The organism is Psychroflexus longus, assembly GCF_020164595.1.
Classification (GTDB): domain Bacteria; phylum Bacteroidota; class Bacteroidia; order Flavobacteriales; family Flavobacteriaceae; genus Psychroflexus; species Psychroflexus longus.
On the sequence record NZ_JAIQZE010000020.1, the window covers coordinates 1 to 17,611 of the forward strand.

Annotated in this window: 18 protein-coding genes; 12 read left to right on the top strand and 6 right to left on the bottom strand. The window is 34.2% G+C overall.

Features of this window, described 5'->3' with window-relative positions; all coding sequences use genetic code 11:
* Window positions 1-134: 134 nt before the first annotated feature.
* Window positions 135-533, bottom strand: a complete 399-nt coding sequence (locus LB452_RS13195) for an HU family DNA-binding protein (RefSeq protein WP_224462208.1) — start codon at window positions 531-533, stop codon at window positions 135-137.
* Window positions 534-781: 248 nt separating this feature from the next.
* Here LB452_RS13195 and LB452_RS13200 point away from each other — a divergent pair, with 248 nt between their 5' ends.
* The 4 genes from LB452_RS13200 to LB452_RS13215 all read left to right on the top strand — a co-directional run bounded on the left by LB452_RS13200 (window position 782) and on the right by LB452_RS13215 (window position 3,852).
* Window positions 782-1,096 carry a hypothetical protein gene (locus tag LB452_RS13200; protein WP_224462209.1) on the top strand — a complete coding sequence of 105 codons (315 nt, stop codon included), beginning with the start codon at window positions 782-784 and terminating at the stop codon, window positions 1,094-1,096.
* A gap of 898 nt (window positions 1,097-1,994) precedes the next feature.
* Window positions 1,995-2,402 (top strand): DoxX family protein, encoded by a 408-nt coding sequence (locus LB452_RS13205; RefSeq protein WP_224462210.1) that lies wholly within the window; start codon window positions 1,995-1,997, stop codon window positions 2,400-2,402.
* Window positions 2,399-2,821, top strand: coding sequence for a DsrE family protein (locus LB452_RS13210; RefSeq protein ID WP_224462211.1), 423 nt, complete (start codon window positions 2,399-2,401; stop codon window positions 2,819-2,821). The genes LB452_RS13205 and LB452_RS13210 overlap by 4 nt, the downstream gene beginning before the upstream one ends.
* A gap of 11 nt (window positions 2,822-2,832) precedes the next feature.
* Complete coding sequence (locus LB452_RS13215) at window positions 2,833-3,852, top strand: TQO small subunit DoxD (protein WP_224462212.1); 1,020 nt, start codon at window positions 2,833-2,835, stop codon at window positions 3,850-3,852.
* A 307-nt stretch (window positions 3,853-4,159) separates the two neighbouring features.
* Here LB452_RS13215 and LB452_RS13220 read toward each other — a convergent pair whose 3' ends face one another.
* Entirely contained in the window at window positions 4,160-4,492 is a 333-nt protein-coding gene (locus tag LB452_RS13220; RefSeq protein WP_224462213.1) for a hypothetical protein, read from the bottom strand.
* 130 nt (window positions 4,493-4,622) lie between these two features.
* Between LB452_RS13220 and LB452_RS13225 the strand changes: the two genes are divergently transcribed.
* Genes LB452_RS13225 through LB452_RS13250 form a run of 6 tightly spaced genes read left to right on the top strand, consistent with a single transcriptional unit; the run spans window position 4,623 to window position 10,930 of the window.
* The gene (locus LB452_RS13225; protein WP_224462214.1) at window positions 4,623-4,955 is read left to right on the top strand and encodes a hypothetical protein; all 333 of its coding nucleotides are present in this window, start codon (window positions 4,623-4,625) and stop codon (window positions 4,953-4,955) included.
* An 11-nt stretch (window positions 4,956-4,966) separates the two neighbouring features.
* Window positions 4,967-6,328: a DNA phosphorothioation system sulfurtransferase DndC gene (gene dndC, locus LB452_RS13230; protein WP_224462215.1), complete on the top strand. Its 1,362-nt coding sequence runs from the start codon at window positions 4,967-4,969 to the stop codon at window positions 6,326-6,328.
* Window positions 6,328-8,421 (top strand): DNA sulfur modification protein DndD, encoded by a 2,094-nt coding sequence (dndD, locus tag LB452_RS13235; RefSeq protein ID WP_224462216.1) that lies wholly within the window; start codon window positions 6,328-6,330, stop codon window positions 8,419-8,421. Before dndC ends, dndD begins: the two co-directional genes overlap by 1 nt.
* Before the next feature lie 52 nt (window positions 8,422-8,473).
* Window positions 8,474-8,779, top strand: coding sequence for a DndE family protein (locus LB452_RS13240; RefSeq protein WP_262903017.1), 306 nt, complete (start codon window positions 8,474-8,476; stop codon window positions 8,777-8,779).
* A gap of 11 nt (window positions 8,780-8,790) precedes the next feature.
* On the top strand, window positions 8,791-10,461 hold the full coding sequence (locus LB452_RS13245) for an ATP-binding protein (RefSeq protein ID WP_224462218.1): 1,671 nt from the start codon (window positions 8,791-8,793) through the stop codon (window positions 10,459-10,461).
* Entirely contained in the window at window positions 10,448-10,930 is a 483-nt protein-coding gene (locus tag LB452_RS13250) for a hypothetical protein (protein ID WP_224462219.1), read from the top strand. The genes LB452_RS13245 and LB452_RS13250 overlap by 14 nt, the downstream gene beginning before the upstream one ends.
* Before the next feature lie 5 nt (window positions 10,931-10,935).
* Here the strand turns inward: LB452_RS13250 and LB452_RS13255 are convergent, their stop codons facing one another.
* The 4 genes from LB452_RS13255 to LB452_RS13270 are packed head-to-tail and all read right to left on the bottom strand — an operon-like array spanning window position 10,936 to window position 15,790.
* Window positions 10,936-11,415 carry a hypothetical protein gene (locus LB452_RS13255; protein ID WP_224462220.1) on the bottom strand — a complete coding sequence of 160 codons (480 nt, stop codon included), beginning with the start codon at window positions 11,413-11,415 and terminating at the stop codon, window positions 10,936-10,938.
* A gap of 6 nt (window positions 11,416-11,421) precedes the next feature.
* The gene (locus tag LB452_RS13260) at window positions 11,422-13,617 is read right to left on the bottom strand and encodes an AAA family ATPase (RefSeq protein ID WP_224462221.1); all 2,196 of its coding nucleotides are present in this window, start codon (window positions 13,615-13,617) and stop codon (window positions 11,422-11,424) included.
* 2 nt (window positions 13,618-13,619) lie between these two features.
* A complete protein-coding gene (locus LB452_RS13265) occupies window positions 13,620-13,823 on the bottom strand; it encodes a hypothetical protein (protein WP_224462222.1) in 204 nt (67 codons plus the stop codon).
* Window positions 13,817-15,790 (bottom strand): DEAD/DEAH box helicase family protein, encoded by a 1,974-nt coding sequence (locus tag LB452_RS13270; RefSeq protein WP_224462223.1) that lies wholly within the window; start codon window positions 15,788-15,790, stop codon window positions 13,817-13,819. The genes LB452_RS13265 and LB452_RS13270 overlap by 7 nt, the downstream gene beginning before the upstream one ends.
* A gap of 426 nt (window positions 15,791-16,216) precedes the next feature.
* Between LB452_RS13270 and LB452_RS13275 the strand changes: the two genes are divergently transcribed.
* Window positions 16,217-16,477, top strand: coding sequence for a hypothetical protein (locus LB452_RS13275; RefSeq protein WP_224462224.1), 261 nt, complete (start codon window positions 16,217-16,219; stop codon window positions 16,475-16,477).
* An 80-nt stretch (window positions 16,478-16,557) separates the two neighbouring features.
* The gene (locus LB452_RS13280; RefSeq protein ID WP_224462225.1) at window positions 16,558-17,178 is read left to right on the top strand and encodes a class I SAM-dependent methyltransferase; all 621 of its coding nucleotides are present in this window, start codon (window positions 16,558-16,560) and stop codon (window positions 17,176-17,178) included.
* The last annotated feature ends 433 nt before the right edge of the window (window positions 17,179-17,611 follow it).

The following is a 17,611-nucleotide window of genomic DNA, read 5'->3' on the forward strand; positions in this document are numbered from 1 at the left end:
AGGCAAGAATAAAATGAGTGTTTTAAATGCTGTCAGAAATAAAATAATACATATTGTTTTTGCACTTATAAAAAATCAAACTTTGTATCAAAATCGTTTGGTTACGTCATAGAAATCGAAGTGACAAAGCCTCCCTACTTCTTATATACAATCTTCATCTCAACACCACCTCGCAGTTGCTTCTTGAGGCGTTTGCTGGGCTGGTAGTTGATTTTTAACTTCTGGACATCGCTTTTTCGCAAGTCTGAGGGCTGAGGTTTGGAGGCTGACTGCACCGCCATTTTGAAACTGCCCAGATCGCCAAGGTTTACTTTATAGCCCTGCTGTAAGGCATCCCAGACCTGATGATTGAGCTGGGAGATACAGGCAAGCACATCGGCTTCAGTGAGGCTGCAGGACTGATTGATGCGGTAACACAACTCCTGCATCGATAACTCTGCTTTCACTTTGGTTTGCAAAATATACACTTCCGGGTTGGTCCCGTCTTTGGTAATGGAATTTATACGTCTGGAGGGATGAAGTTCTAAGGGCATTTTGTAATGGTTTTAGTTCCTAAAAATAATACAGCTTTTGGTAATACACCTGCTTCATACTTGCTTTTTTAGAGTTGGCAAACGTGACGACTTCCACAATTTGAGACTTAGATCCAGTTTTATTTATGAAATTCTTAATTTAACTTTAATACTTAAAGGCAGCGGTGGGTGATAAGAATCATTAGTTTTATGCAGTGAAAAGAATGAAAAATATAGCATCAGTTTATTCTGTATTAGGTCTCGGCCTTTTGCTATTACTTTCACCGTGCAAGGTTAGAAATTTTGTACAGGCTGAGCTTGGCGTCGAACAGACTCAGGTATCGAGTAAAAGTCAGTCGCTTGCACCACAGTTCAGTTGCCAAACGCAGGAGATTGTTCAAGCCAAAGCAACGACGAGCAAGCTGGAAGCAAAGCAATTTTCCTATGCAGGACTTATCAATTTCAGTGTAGAGTTTGATGCCACTTTCCTTCAGGCTTCTATTCAAAACGACTACGCAAGACCAAAGGTGGCCTCTTCAGTGCCATTGTATATTCTTTACAGCAATCTCAAAGTTTATCTGTAGGGAATCCTTACCCAAAAAAACGTATTTAAATCAAATTACAAATCGTAAAAACAGTTAGCTAACTGAGGTTTTGAAAATAGTTTGTGAGTTTTTGAGTCATATAAAAGAGGTTTTAGGTTGTAGGAATTAGGAAATTAATAATTCATAATTACATCCCTTCCTCTCGGCTATTAGACCTATGACTATCCGATGACTTGTATACACGAAAAACTAAAAATCAACTTTTTTGCCCCGGCCCTAAAGGGAGTTTTTATAAGACAAAAAGGGTTTGGAAAATAGTGTGTGAGTCCTTGAGTTTTTGAGTCATATAAAAGAGGTTTTAGGTTGTAGGAATTAGGAAATTAATAATTCATAATTACATCCCTTCCTCTCGGCTATTAGACTTATGACTATCCGATGACTTGTATACACGAGAAACTAAAAACCAACTTTTTTGCCCCGGCCCTAAAGGGAGGATTTAAAGAGAGTAAGGTTTTGAAAATAGTTTGTGAGTTTTTGAGTCATATATAAGAGGTTTTTAGGTTGTAGGAATTAGGAAATTAAAAATTCATAATTACATCCCTTCCTCTCGGCTATTAGACCTATGACTATCCAATGACTCGAAGATACGAGAACTAAAAACCAACTTTTTTGCCCCGGCCCTAAAGGGAGTTTTTATAAGACAAAAAGGGTTTGGAAAATAGTGTGTGAGTCCTTGAGTTTTTGAGTCATATAAAAGAGGTTTTAGGTTGTAGGAATTAGGAAATTAATAATTCATAATTACATCCCTTCCTCTCGACGCTTTGACCTATGACTATCCGATGACTTGCATACACGAGAAACTAAAAACCAACTTTTTTCTTGCAAAAGCCTTAAGTGTTCAACAGCGACTGTTATCAATAAACACAGATAATTTAAAATGAAATCTAAACCTAACACGGTGCAGGTAAGCTACACATCAGTAGTCTTACTTCGGGTGATGCTGAGCCTCATTTTTATTGTCGCTAGCATCAGCCATTTTATCAATACCGAAAACACTATACAACGGCTCGAGAATGCCAAAATGGGATTTAGTGGTCAGCTGCTGGGTACGCCCCAAATGGCAGTCATCCTCTCAGGAGTGGTGATGCTGATCGCCGGCATTGCCCTGCTGACAGGCTTTAAATCCCGACTCGCTGCTATGCTGCTTATTGCGGTACTAGTTCCTATTATGCTTGCCGTACAAATAGGGCAAGTGGAAAGCATGGGCCCCCTTTTTAAAAATATAGCCCTACTGGGCGGACTCTTATTCTTTAGTATAAATTCAAACTTAAATTACAAACAATGAAACATTCAATCACATACATCACCGTTTTACTTGTTCTCATTCTGGGAACAGCTCAACTCAAAGCGCAAACTTCAACTTCAGATCAAAACGACTATGTTGTGCTGTCCAAGAACATCAAACAACTGAAACCCATCCTGATGACGGCCACCTCGCTTGCTGAAGAAGATGGCGAAAACTATGGAGAATTTCAGGTGGTGTTTTGCGGAAAAACCGTCGCTGATATTCGAGATAACACTGACTTTCAAGCTCTTCTAAAACAAGCTGCTCAACAGCAGATGAAGGTTTACGTCTGTGGCTTGTCGCTTCAGGCTTTTGAAGTGAACCCAGAAGAATTACCTCAACACCTGGAGGTGGTGGAGAACGGTATTTTTTACGGTTTTCAGCTGAAGAAACAAGGATTTATAAGTCTCACCATTTAATCTGAATCCCTATGAAATCGATATCACTTAAAAACGACGCGGGTTTATTAACCCTGGCCATCCGACTGGTTGTCGGCTGGACTTACTTTTCTGCCCTGTGGCGACGCACGGTTTTAGCCGATAAACTCGATCCGGAGCAGGCGGGCTACATTGGAGAGAAATTTAATCACTTCCTGCCCAACGCCCTCGGCATCAAGCCCATCATACAGTATCTGGTCGAAAATCCAGATATCCTCTATATCAATATGCTCATCTTTACCATCATAGAAGGGATTGTAGGCCTGTTTATCATGTTTGGACTCTTTACCCGTCTCATGAGTATTGGAGTCTTTGGCCTGGCCATGGGCATACTACTGGGCTCGGGTTGGATTGGTACCACCTGCCTGGATGAATGGCAGATTGGTGTGCTGGGTATTGCCACCGGTTTTGTGTTATTCCTTACCGGAAGCGGTAAGTATTCTTTAGACAATTACCTGATGAAAAACAACTTTAGCCTGACCACAACCAAAGCTTTTGCCTGGTTAGGTTCTGGCATTCTGCCGATTCGTGAGCGTTTGTTTCCAAGAGTTGTACTGATAGGATCACTGCTGATTTTTGGCATGACGCTCATGACCAATCAGGTGTTTCATGGCGGTTTATGGGGAACCTTGCATAACAAATCTGTGAAGCCAAAACTCGAGATTACGGAGGCGATGATCAGCCACGAAGCGGTAAGCTTTGATGTCTTTAGGACCGAAGGTGTAGATGTCTACGGCGCCTGGATCATTGGCATCGAAGTCCTGGATGCGCAACAGCAAAGTGTACTGCGTTACACCCAAACTGACTTAGCCAACATGGGGGAGGAAAGCATCTCCAACTATTATGTGGCCAAAGTCAAGCCTGGTCAGCACAGTCTGGTGGTTCCGCTGGGCGCCAAAGCCAGATTGTCGCTTAAAGATCCAGTCCTGCAGGATTTACCGGCAGGCACTTACACTATAAAACTGACAGACATCAGCGGGGCCTCCTGGGAGGAAGAGCTGACTAAAAGTTAGAAGTAAAGCGACTAAGCTTAACGCTCTTTTGAGTGAGTTTTATCAACTTAGTTGTGATTTTAGTGTATATTTACTCACCAAAAGTCCGACCATCAAGTCATAAAAAAAAGAGTACTCTTTTCTATCAAAAGGAGTACTCTTTTTGTTTAAAAAGACTAGTCTTTTCGCAACTTTCCTCAAGAGGAAATTCTTCAATCTTCAAGTGGACCTTTGTTAGAGCTCAAGAGGTAATTGTGTTTTGTGAAGTCATTTTTATTTGGTGTCAAAGACCATGGTTTGTAAAAACCATTATCAATGACCGTTCAGCCTAGTAAAAATAACCTTGGTGTGGGCAACGCCTTGGTTTTTCATTTTTCCATTGCCAGTCTTTTATATTTTGAACGATGTTTGGATATAAAACATTATTTTTTTCTTCACTGAAAAATAGTTTAATACCATCTTCTCTATCAGATTTACCATTCATCTCTGCCATCAATTCATAATAATCTTTACCGCCTAATGAACAATACCCTTCGTAACATTTCTCTTCCCAAACATTACCTTTGTTATCCAACATGTAAACAGTAAAAATTGGTCTGGACGAGTAAACGTTTGCAATACTTTTTCTTGTGTCTTGTGTTAACCAACTTGAAAATCCCATTTTGTTTATTTTTTTACAATAATTAGACTTGAATGCTATAAGATCTTTATCTTGCATACATATTTTGAAATAATAATTTCAACTACAAATATATCAAAAATGATATATAAAACAATTTATTTTATCAAAAATGATAGATTTTTTTCAAAGACTTGATATTTTCATGGATTACAAGGGGTTGAATGATCATAAACTCTCACTTGAGACTGGAATTTCAAATGGTTTGATTGGGAAAGCTAGAAAAAGAGGGTCCCTTTCAGGTCAAAATATATCAAAATTGATAAATACCTATAAAGATTTATCGGCTGATTGGTTATTTAGGGGAGAAGGTGAAATGATAAAAAGTAAAGAGAATAATACCCCAGCTGAAACTGGTAGTAAAGACTACATCATTGAATTACAGAAAAAGACAATTGAAAATCTTGAATTGAGGGTGAAATCACTCGAAAATAAGAATGAATAAAATATCATCTAATGTCAAAAATAAAACTCAAAAAAGCTGAAACAATTATTGATGAAATAATTGATCAGTATGCTTATAAAGGCGATACAAATCGTCCCTGGATTATAGGTTTTAGTGGAGGTAAAGATTCTACTGTTTTGTTGACTCTAGTTTGGATTGCTTTAAAACGTTTTAGAGAACAGGCGCCTATGCCTTATCAAATGCAACGACCAGTTCATGTGGTATGTAATGATACAATGGTTGAAAATCCCATCATTTCAAACTATGTCGATGATGTCTTATCTAAAATTGATAAAGAGGCTAGGGAACAGGGCTTACCAATTTTTGTGCAGAAAACAACTCCTAAACTTGAAGAGTCTTTTTGGATCAATGTGTTAGGTAAAGGTTATCCCGTACCAAATAATACGTTTAGATGGTGCACAGATCGTTTAAAGATTAAACCAACATCCAACTTTTTGCTAGAGCAGATTGATAAAATGGGTGAAGCAATTGTTTTGCTAGGTACTAGATATGAGGAAAGTGCAACGCGAGAGCGTTCTATGAAAAAGCATGAGATTGAAGGAAATCGATTATCTAAACATGGTACAACACCCAACACTTTTGTTTATGCGCCTATTAAAAATTTAATGCTGGAAGAAATTTGGTATATCATCAATGCCGTGCCGTCGCCATGGGGATTTGATAATTCTATCTTATTTCAAATCTATGCGGATGCAAGTGCAGATGATTACGAATGTCCAACCGTAGTAACTAATAAAAAACATTCGTCTTGCGGTCAATCTCGATTTGGATGTTGGACTTGTACGGTCGTTAAGCAGGATAAATCAATGTCTGCTTTAATTGAAAACGGGCAGGAATGGATGGCTCCGCTTTTAAAGTTTAGAAATAATCTTGTTGAGCAAAGAAATATTAGCGAAAACAGACTGCCTGAAAGAAGAAATGGACAAAAAGCTATAGGAGAGGATGGCCATCACTTTGGACCATATACTTCAAGGTATCGAGCAGATACTTTAAGAGAGTTACTAGAGACACAAAAAGAAGTACAAAAAGAAAGACCGCATATCACTTTGATAAACAACCAAGAGTTAATTGCTATCCAAGTCATTTGGAACCGTGATATGATTTTCGATCATAGCGTTAGTGAAATCTACAAAGAAGTATATGGCAAAGGAATTAGCACTAACAACATTAAGTCTTTAGATGATACTGAGCGTCGCATACTGAAAGAGGTTTGCGAGGATGACGCTAATTATTATCATTTGATTGACAATTTAATTTCATTACAGGAATCCAAAACCTTGATGCTTTCTAAATATGGTTTGCATAATGATGTTGAAAAAAGAATAGAAAACTTTGTAAATGAAAATTTATAATGCGCATTGACCAGATTGAAATAAAAAACTTTAGAATTTACAAGGGAAGTAATTCGATTGATTTTAAGAAAAAGAAGAATTCTAATATTTACTTGATTGCAGGTAAAAATGGTTTTGGAAAAACGAGTTTTTTAACGTCTTTAGTTTGGGTTTTTTATGGAAGATTAATTGCTCAAGTAGAAGATAAGTATCGAAAAGATATTAAAAAAGCTGGTGGTTACCAAGAATACTTAGATACTCAGTTTAATAATGAAGTAAAGTATAGTAAGGATCATCAAAAAATGGAAGTCAATGTTACGCTTAGTGACGTTTTAATTCCATCTGTACCATGTAAAACAGTTGAAATTAAAAGAACTTACGACTTTGAAACTAAAGAGGAAAGTTTACAATTATTAATTGATGGCAGTGAAAACGAATTAACCAAAGAAGTGGGCTATGAGGTTTTCATAAATGACTTTCTTCTGCCTAGAGAAATCGCCAAGTTTTTCTTTTTTGATGCTGAAAAAATTGTCTCATTGGCTGAAGCTAAATCAAAAGCTGAATTAAGAAGTTTGAGTCGTGCCTATTCTGAAGTTTTAGGGATAAAAAAATATGAAGAGCTTAGAAAAAATCTAGAAACCTTACTTTCTAACCTTAGACGTCGTGGGGTGTCTGAACAAGAAAAGGGGAAATTGCAAGATTTGATTACAAAAGATGGAGGGCTTACCAAACTCATAGACTACAACCAGCAGCAACAGGACGAATTAGATTTTACAGAAGCGAATCTAAAAGCTAAATCTGATGAATTACAAGAAAAACTTATTCGCGAAGGCAACTCAGTTACACTTGAAGAACTGAAAGCCTTAAAACAAGAGCAGGAAGAAATCAAGAAAGCAATTTATATTACAAAGGAAAAATTGAAAAAACATTATGAGCTGCTTCCATTCTTAATTGCAAGTGAACAAGTTGAGCAGTTAAAATTACAGCTGGATCATGAAAGTAAATCTCAAAATGAACAATTCAGCTTAGAAGTCTATCGCAAGAAGCTAGAAAAGTTTAGCGAAAAACTTAAAAAAGATTTTGCTGAAGTTTTAGAGGATAAGATAATCAAAGAAAAACTTGAAAAACTGACAACTGAAGCTTTAGAAAGTGAATTTGAAGAACAAGCAAAAGCTAATGCAAAAGACCAATCTCAAATCTTATTGGATTTTACTGAAGAGGAACATAGAGAGTTTTTAGCTCTGTACAAACATTTGCAAACCAGTTTTAAATCCCAGATAGAACAGCTTATACAAGAAGAAAAAAATAACCGGATTAACTACAATCGGGTTAGTAGAAAGATCAAGCAAGGTGAAGCAAGAAAGGATAACCACCTAGCTAAAAAGCTAAGAGAAGAAAAGAAAAGGATTGATGAAGAGTTAGCACAACTGAAAGAAAATAAACATCAGTTAGTTGAAGAATTTGGGAGCTTAAATTCTCAACAAACTTCTCACAAAAAAGTTTTATCTGAATTTGAAAAGAACTTTAATTTGATCGAACAAGATCTCAAAAAATATAAAGTAACTGAAAATTTACTCGATAAGATTAAGACAGTTATTTCCCGAGTGAAAGAAGAAAAGAAGTTTGCTTTGAAAAAAACCATTGTCTTAGGTCTTAAACGTTTAATGCATAAAAACAACTTTGTAAAAGATGTACAAGTAAACATTCGAGAAGATGTAATGGATATTGATTTGATAGATCAAAAAGGTAATATCATCGATAAGGATAACTTATCTAAAGGCGAGCAACAATTGTATGCCACCGCACTTTTAAAAGCTTTGGTAGATGAATCTGGAATTGAATTCCCAGTCTTTATAGACAGTCCTTTACAGAAATTTGATAAAGATCATTCTAGAAATATCATAGAAGAGTTTTACCCCAACATTTCTAATCAGGTAGTTTTATTCCCACTGCTTGAAAAAGAGTTGACTGAGAAAGAGTACGACTTGATGAAACCAAATTTAAGCCAAGTATATATGATTCAGCATACTGAAACTGGCTCAGCCTTTCAGCAATACAAACTCAACCAATTGTTTAAAGCGTTTAAAGAAGAAGACCATGTTTACGCACGTTAGAACCAGTAAATCCAACAAAGAAGTGGTGTCTCAATTGACCCGAAAACTTAATTTGGGCGCAGAAAATGTAATTGCCCGTATTGCTCTAGCTTATTCGTTAAAATCAAACAAAAAGCTAGATTTAAACGATATCCAAGATTCTGGTGGCAAAGAATATTCTCGAAAAGTTTTATTTGGTAATTATGACAAATATTACCTAGCTTTAGTGGCACAACATTATCAATTGCATATTAGCAATCAGGATTTGGGGAAATATGTAAAAATGCATGTTGATGATGGGTTACAAAATTTATTTTCTAAATTAGAGAGTAAGTCTGATACTAGCGCTTTAATTTTTATAAATAGTATTGAAATTTAAAATAATAAGTTATGAGTAGTTTTGAAGTTTTACCCATAAATGCAGATAGAATATGTGAAGCGATTTCAAAGATCGGCTATAAACCAAGTTCTGCAATACTTGATATAGTAGATAATTCAGTTGTTGCTAATTCTGATAATATTACAATTGAGTTGCATATGAAAGAAGGGAAGTCGCTTAACAACGTTCAAAATATAAATAAAATCAGAGTAATTGACGATGGAATAGGAATGAATAAGGAGTCTATTAAAAAAGCTCTTGAATTAGGATCTAATGTGAACTATCAAGAAAATAGTTTATCTAAATATGGATTAGGTTTAAAATCAGCGGGGTTTTCTTTAGGAAATAGAGTTGAAGTTGTTAGTAAGCATTCTGATGGAATATCAGAAACTTATTTCTTAGATCGTAATATTATTAAGGAAAAAGATAAATTTGGATATTCTGTTACAGATACTGATGAAATTACAACTGAAAAACTTGAAGGCTATGACACAGGCACTGTAATTACTATTAATGATATTGTTTATACATCAAGAGTTTCAGCTGCTAAAATAATAAAAGATTTGACAGAAAAAGCAGGTGTTAGCTACCAAGAATATCTTGCTTCTGGAAATAAAACCTTTAAAATCAAAGTTATAAAGGTTAAGGATGAGAGCGAAAGCGTTGAAAAAGAAAAAATAATAAATCCTAAGGATATGCTTTTCTGGGATGAATGTTATGAATCTTTTGAAAAAGAGAATTATGATTGTAAAAAGCCTTGTAAGGCATTAGATACAGATTTCGAAAATCCTTTAGATCCTGAAGGTGAAAAAATAAAAATACAAGTTGCTATTTTTCCAAAAGATAGTATGAAGAATTATCTTGGATTTAATGAAGAAGAACAAAAGAATATAGATAAATACAATGTTGGACTTAAGAATAGCGGTTTTTACTTTTATAGAAATGGCAGATTAATAAAATGGGGAGAAAAACTATTTCTTGGTCGAGAGTTTGGCTTTAGAGCTAAAATATTATTTTCAAGTCATCATGATGAATTATTTGATGTAGATGTTTCTAAACAACACTTAACTGTATCAGAAGAAATCTTGAAAATCCTTACTAATTTAGTAAGTGTTTCGAGAGGGCAGTCAAAGGAAATATTTAAAAAATGTGACAACTTATTGAAGTCAGCAAAAAATTCTGGAAATGAAGGCTCGGAATTTAATGCTAACAATTCAGTATTAGAAGAAGAAGAAGATGATGTATTAGGTTCAAATTCTGATACAATTAAAGAAAGAAAAGAATTTCTTGAGACAGAATCTGAAAAATTAAAACTTACTGGAGACACATACGAAGATGAAGAAGATAAGGATACATTTAGGAGAGTAAGGTATTGGGAAGAAGGCAGAAACCTATGGGAGAGCGCAACAGACAGATTAGAAGGAACTTACGTTTTGATAAATAAATTACATCCGTTTTATGATCTGGTTTTAAGTAAATTAGAAAAAGGATCCCCTGAAAGGCAGTCTATCGAAGCACTATTTCATGCTTTAGCTGTTGGTGAAAATCAAACAATTAAAAAATTTCAGGCCATAGAGCCTGATATTGCAATCCAAGTCTTCGATAAATTTTCAAGAGCATCCTCACATCATATTGATAATTGGGTTAATAATAATTGGTCTTTGTTTGATGATGAAAATTAATGGATTTAACAATTATGAATTAGAAGGATCTTTTATATATTTTATTTTTTCAAAAGATTTACTTTATATCGGCGAAACTCAAAAAATAACTTTTTCGAGATGGGTACAGCATTTTTATAAATCAGGAACTTTCAGTAAAAAAATTAAAAAGCATGGCATTATTGGAGTAGATTATATAAGTGATGTAAAATTATTATCAGTTGAATTAATAGAATTGAGAGAAGAGTTTCCAGAATTGAGATGGAAAACACTTACACAAGCTATTGAACATTCATTACATGTAGAGTTTAGCAGATCACAAACAAAACTAATTAAAAATTATTATGAAAAATATGAACCAGAAGTAAATAGGTTTAATTTAGTATCTGATACAAGTAGAACTTGTCCAAAGTCCATAAGTAATAATGATTGGAAATATGCTGAAAATTTTGCAAAAAATATAATTAATCATTTATGTAATTTTTTGTAAAAAACTTACTCATTCATCAAATCCGCAAACAAATAACTAGAATTAATCAAGTTATCATTTTCCCATTCTTCCTGAAGAAATTGTAAGCCACCATTTGCGTAACTTTCAATAAAATCTATAATATTGCTTACAACAACGTTAAGTTCTTTTTCGTCCATATCTTCCAAATCATTCCAGTCAAATCCAATTTCTTCGCTATGGCTAAAGACAATCATCAATAAAAAATCGACCAGACTAGAATCACGTTTCCATTTGCCAATTTCAATAAAATCTTGCGTTGAGTTCCTTGGAGGTAAAGGCAGTTTTAAGCCTTTTTTTAAGCCCAATCTAAAGGCATAAATATAGAGTTCATAAATGGGTCCAAATTGACTGTATTCTGATTTAGATTGTCCCTTATTAGCAAAAGCTTCAATAACTGGTATTTTGCTTTTGGCATATCTAGGGCGTTTTTTTAATATTTCACTTTTAAAATCTTGTGCTGTCATGATTACTTATTTCAACTTAGTTTGCGTGGTTACTAATTCAATTTGTTCTGCATTTTCAGGTACGTGATTTACATACATGGTTTTTACTCTTGCGTCCTTTAATAAGCGTTTACCGAGTTCATTAATTTTCATTTCATCTTCTCGTTTATAAAGTTCTTTCACTAACACAATACTTTGCGGAAAGACATCTCCAATAGCTTCAAAAAAACCTTCTGTAAAACCTTCACCAAATGCGGAAATAGGTGCGTCAGCTAATAGTGGATAATTGTATTCTGCATTATTAGCAGAGATAATTGCCATTACTACAGAAAACTTCTTCATCCGCTGGAAGCCTTCAGAACTTCCGTAAACGGAATTTCCTTTACTATCTAGATAATTAAAATTAATTGAGCCGTTAAGGTTTTTCTCAAATTTCAGAATCCCACCAGATAAGTCGTTGTTCTTAATTAGGTTCTTGAAATGAATATTAGCATGTTCTTCTAGTAAGTTAATCATACCGTCAAAGACTTTATCTTTTGCTTTACCAGCAGCTTCTTCTAGGTCGCTAAGTACTTCGTAATTATCGTTATACCCATCTGGTATGTTATTGGATTTATTTAAGCTCTTAACTTCTTCATTAATCGTCTTAAGATCACGTTTAAGCTTATTTATTTTGGGTACGATGATGTCATTAATTTTGTTCTCAGCATCAGAAATTCTTCGTACTGCTCCATTGTAATCATTTATAATATCCCTTGCAGACTGTTCTGCATCATGTCCTGCAATCATAATCGTATTACGATCATCTTCTAAAGATTTAATTCTCTTTTTTAAGCGTTCAATACTATCTTGAAGTTCAACCTCTTTTTCTTTAGTTTTAATAATCGAATCTTTGATACTATCAGACTTGGTGTAAAATGGTTGTGCATTTATTTGTAAGTCACCGAAGAAATTTTTCAAATCATTTTTTACAAAAGGTTCGCCTACCTCTTCAGACTTTTGCCGTTCATTCATTTTAATAAGATAATTGTGAGCAGGAGTTCCACGTTTAGCCTCTCTGTTACACACATAACAATGCTCTTGCTTTATCATTTTATCAATGGAAGCTGCATCAGGAGATCCAATAGGCATTACTGTAAAAAAATCATTTGGATTTTTTTCAACTTCCTTCAAAGTCTTTCTTCGATAACGTTCATCAAGAAAATCATCATTCAATTCATTAAATTTATTGACTTCATTCTCAAACCCTAGTGCAATCCAAGCAAAATTTCCATCAAAAAAACGATTGTTGATACGGTCTAGAAAAGTCTCAAATTCATCTTTTTTATCTCTGAGTTTTTTTCGTAAAGGTTTTAATTGATCATCGAGTTCTTTTCTTTTTTCAGCATTTGCATAACGCTTGTCTAATTTGTTCTTTTCAGCTTCTGCATTAACTAAAGTCTCATTATATTGTTCTAGTTTTAATTTTTCTTGTGCAAGCTGTTGCTCAATTTTTTCCTTCTCTTTCACAGCATTATCAAAACGTTCATTTTGGGCATTATTTGTTTTTAATTGTTTTTGAACATCTCTAAATGCTTTTTCTTTAAACTCTTCAAGTAGCTTATGTACTTGTTCGTATTTCTTTATATCGGTTAGATTTTCTACCGCTCTTTCAATACTTTCTTTTTTACTAAAGTCAATGATATCATCAACTTCTTCACCCTGTAAAAATGAGTACTGTCTAAAGGCTGGCATGATGAGTTTATCAATGATTTGTTTTTTCTCATTTTCGTCATAAACAGGCTTATACTTATGTAAAACAAGTTCTGTTCGATTAACTTCTAATTCGTTCATCACAAACTGCCAACTACTTTCATCAGTTATATTTTCATCCAAACGTGTTGCAGTAAATGATTTTATAATTTGATACTTATATCTGGTACCACTTGTGTACTCTACACATACTCCACATGTGATATAATCTCCAACGGCTGTTTCGTTCTTTGCCTTGTCAGAAATAATTTTGACTCCAGCGTTTTTAATATTTATTTTTTGCTTGGTATCAGAATCTAGAATTTGATCGTAAAATAGCCACAGAAATGCATTAAAAAATTTTGATTTTCCAGCGCCATTATCTGCTATTATAATATTTATACCCTCTTCTAGGTTGTATCTATTTTCTTCAAAATCACCGTAATAATTGAAGAAGTTTTTAAAACTTATACTATTTATAATTGATGCCATGCTTAAATTTTGTGGATATTTTTAATAACAGGATAAATCTGTCTTCCAGTTCTACCATTATCATTTTCATTAACAATGGTTTCTAATACATCTACAATTTTTTTACGATACATTCCCGTTAAATCTTCTTCTGTTAGTTTGTATTTTTCTTGTATTTCAGGCTCGAATAAAATGTCCTTAATTATTTTGGCTCTTTTGTTTAGCATAATTCATTTATAATTTGATCTATATTCAATTCATATTTTTTACAAATCGAGTCTAACTCGTTTTTTGTATCATAAAAATTCATGGAAAGGCTTGAAAAGTGAGCTACACGTTGCAACTCTGCTTTTACTTGGTTTCTTTCCATTCGATAAGTGTCTGCATTTGCATCATTTAATGGTGGCACAACTACCATATCATAAATAATTGCATTCGTTTTATCTTTATGTTTTCTAAGTAGTCTCCCTCTACGTTGGATAAACTGTCTAGGATTACCGGTGCTACTTGCAAAAATGCCAACTTCGGCTCTAGGTACATCAACGCCTTCATCTAGCATTTTCATAGCAAAAAGCATTTCAATTTTACCTTCAGAAAAACCTTTTAAAATTCCGTTTAAATCTTCATCTTCTGCCGTGTAGGAGTTGAGCTTTAAATCTGGTTTAACATCTATTGCAACACGTATAAAATCATTTAGCATTCTCTCTCCATCTCCAAATTCGTCATAAACAAAACCTTCAGGAACATAAGTGAATACATATTTTATTTTATTGTTGTTATTAAGTTCTTGTACTATGCTTTTAAAACATTCTATTTTATTTTGAGCTTTATGAATGATATTTTTCCTTAATAAAAGTAATTTTTCAACAATTGGATCATTTTTAAATTGTCCTTTGTCAAAATCAAAATACATCAACAATTTCTTAGAAATATCTATGTACATTTCTAATTCTTCATTTTGAAGTTCAACAATTTTAGGATGATATTTGTATTCAGTAAGTCTTTCCTCTTTAAGCGCTCGCTCCATGCTAAATGAATAAACATAAGGTGGCCTGTCTTCAAAAAATAAATCTATAGCATCAGTGCCTTCAGGGTCGTAAACTCTTTTAGGTGTTGCAGATAGCCCAATTTTTTTATTCACGACTATATCTGGTAATAAATTTTTTATTTGACTTGCGCCCATATTATGAGCTTCGTCAGCAATCAATAAAAATTGATCTTGTATTTTATTGAAATACTTTTGGAAACGCTTTGTAACAAAACTACCGTAGGTAGATATCATTACTAAGTTTTTGGAAATACCCCAAGAAAGGTTACTTGTATAATTCGCAACATCTTTTTCCCATTTGTTTCCACCACCAACTTTGATAATATTTTTAAAGTTAAATTCTTGTACCTCTTTTTCCCATTGGTTCAAAAGTGAAATTGATGGCACTAGTATAAGGACTTGGTAAGTTTTAGTTTTAAAATATTCTTCAAGAACACAATTCAATGATGTAATAGTTTTACCAGTACCTGTAGCCATGGCAAAAACACCTTTATAATTATTTTCTACCCAATTTTCATAAGCTTGTTTCTGGTAATCTCTAGGGCCAGTGGGATATGGGAATCTAGGCTCGTTTTCTATTTTTTCAATGATGTTTTCAAACTTTTCTTTTTTAGCTTGATGTAGTTCTTTTAATTTTTTGCTATAATTTTCACTACCTAAATTTATACTAGTTTTGAGTAACTCAGTGATAGATTTTTCTTTTCCTAACTCTTCAATTACTTGCTCTATTTCAGTTTTATCCAAATAGGTATAATATGGATTTTCTTTTTTAAAGATACTTTCAAACTGTTCTTTTTGCTCTTTAATTCTAACTTGGCTAACATGTCCATTCCATGGTACTTCAACTTGAAAGCTTTCAGAGTTTTTTACAATTCCCGCTAAAGTAAAATTCATACTACCTTGTGTCAAAATATAATCTTCACCATCATAAAACAGCATTTTTTTATTGTGACTGAGGCTTTGTCTTCCAAAACTTACGGGTTGTATTTGAAGTCTTTTCTCTTTAATAAGATATTTTAAACAATCGAAAAACAATTGACCATATTCATCTAAGCTCTCTTTGAGTTTACGTAAATCTTTAATAAGTTTTGAAATATCACCATAGTCGTCCAATTCTGGCTCGGCAATTAAATTATCAAAATCCAACTTCGTATAACAATGATTGGTAATCATTCGCATGCTACCACCATTGAATATAAATTCAGCAAAACTTTCCGACAAAACTCGAAAAGCACCAGAATTAAAATAGCCTAAAAATAGGTCTATCTTTTTAGATATTGGAAACACTTCATTATAAAATTCTAATGGGACATGCTCAGAATCAGAACGATACTCAAAAGAATCTGGAAAATCGATGTCGCGAAATTTCATTAAAAATAGGATAGGTTAGGTTTTCAGTTTTAAAGCTAAGAATTAAGGGATCTTAAACAAAATTATTTTCAATATAAAACTAAAAATATTTAGTATTTCTTGTTTTAATAGGATCCATAAAAAACCTCACCTTTTCATTAAGCCAACATAATTTACAAGATCGATATTTCAAAATTTAGTCTTATCATTACAAGCAAAAAAATGAACACATCGCTTCTTAAAACAACGCTGAGTTGTGGTTTTGGCTTACTTGTTTTCTGTATTGGGTTTGTGAATACCTTTTGGGGCAATGATCCTTTTTACGGCCTGGTCATTATCTTACTTTCTGTTCTGTTTTTATGGCCTGTCATCAACTGGGTCTTGACCTGGATGCCCAAAAAAACTTTGCTTATTGCTAAAATTATTCTGGGGTTATTATCATTTGGTCGAGTCTGGTCGTGGGAGAACTCTTTGAAAAAATAGAATTGATGCACACCCGTTTTCCTTTGCCAAAAAATGATAAATTGCATCCTAATTAACTCAAGATTCAAATCAATACAAGTATGCCAAATTTCGACCGTAAGTCCCACTGGGAAAATATATATCAAACACAAGACCTTAGGAATTCAGGTTGGTTTCAACCCACTCCAGAAACTTCTCTAAATTTTATTGAGAAATTCAATGTGCCCAAATCAGCTAAAATCATTGACGTTGGTGGAGGCGACAGTCTGCTAGTCGATAATTTGCTGGAACGAGGCTACAAAGATATCACGGTATTGGATATTTCTGCAGAAGCTATCGACAGGGCAAAACAACGTTTAGGTGACAAAGCTGAGCAGGTCAGTTGGATCGTTTCGGATGTGACCCAATTTCAACCCACCGAAACTTATGACTTCTGGCACGACCGTGCTGTTTTTCATTTCCTGAGAAGTAAGGAAGACATCTCCGCTTATGTGGAAACTGCACAAAAGGCGATTACTCCCAAGGGTATTCTGGTGATGGGTACTTTCTCGGAGCAGGGGCCAACCAAATGCAGCGGCATTGAGATTCAGCAGTATTCCGAAACCTCTTTGACGGGCATGTTTAAACCTCACTTTGAAAAAGTTAACTGCAGGACTGTTGATCACGAGACGCCCTCAGGATCGGTACAGAATTTTGTGTTTTGTAGTTTTAAGAAGAAGTAGGATCATTGTCAGTTCTAGCCTACCAGGGTTACCGTCTCAGTTACCAGAGTTTCAGTTGGTCATTGAGTGTCCCGACAGGTTTTGTCGGGATGTATCGAAATGACCTTGTCGGAAGGTAGCTTCGGTACATCCGCCTGAGGCGGACACTCAGCCACCAGAGTTTTAGTTGGTCATTTAGTGTTCTTTCATTTGTGTCAGTTCGAGCGGAGTCGAGAACTCGACCTAACGGAAACATATTTTTGAATTGATGCTTTTGGATAAAACTACTTCTCGATATAATTTTCTTTCCTATTCAGTCAAGAAAACCACTCCTTTAGATTCGTTTTTTATAAAATGATTAAATTAAAAACGGAAAAGATACACTACCAAAGCACTCTAAGTTCGCAACTTATACTTCGATTTAGATCTTTTCCATTTTGATATAAACTCAAAT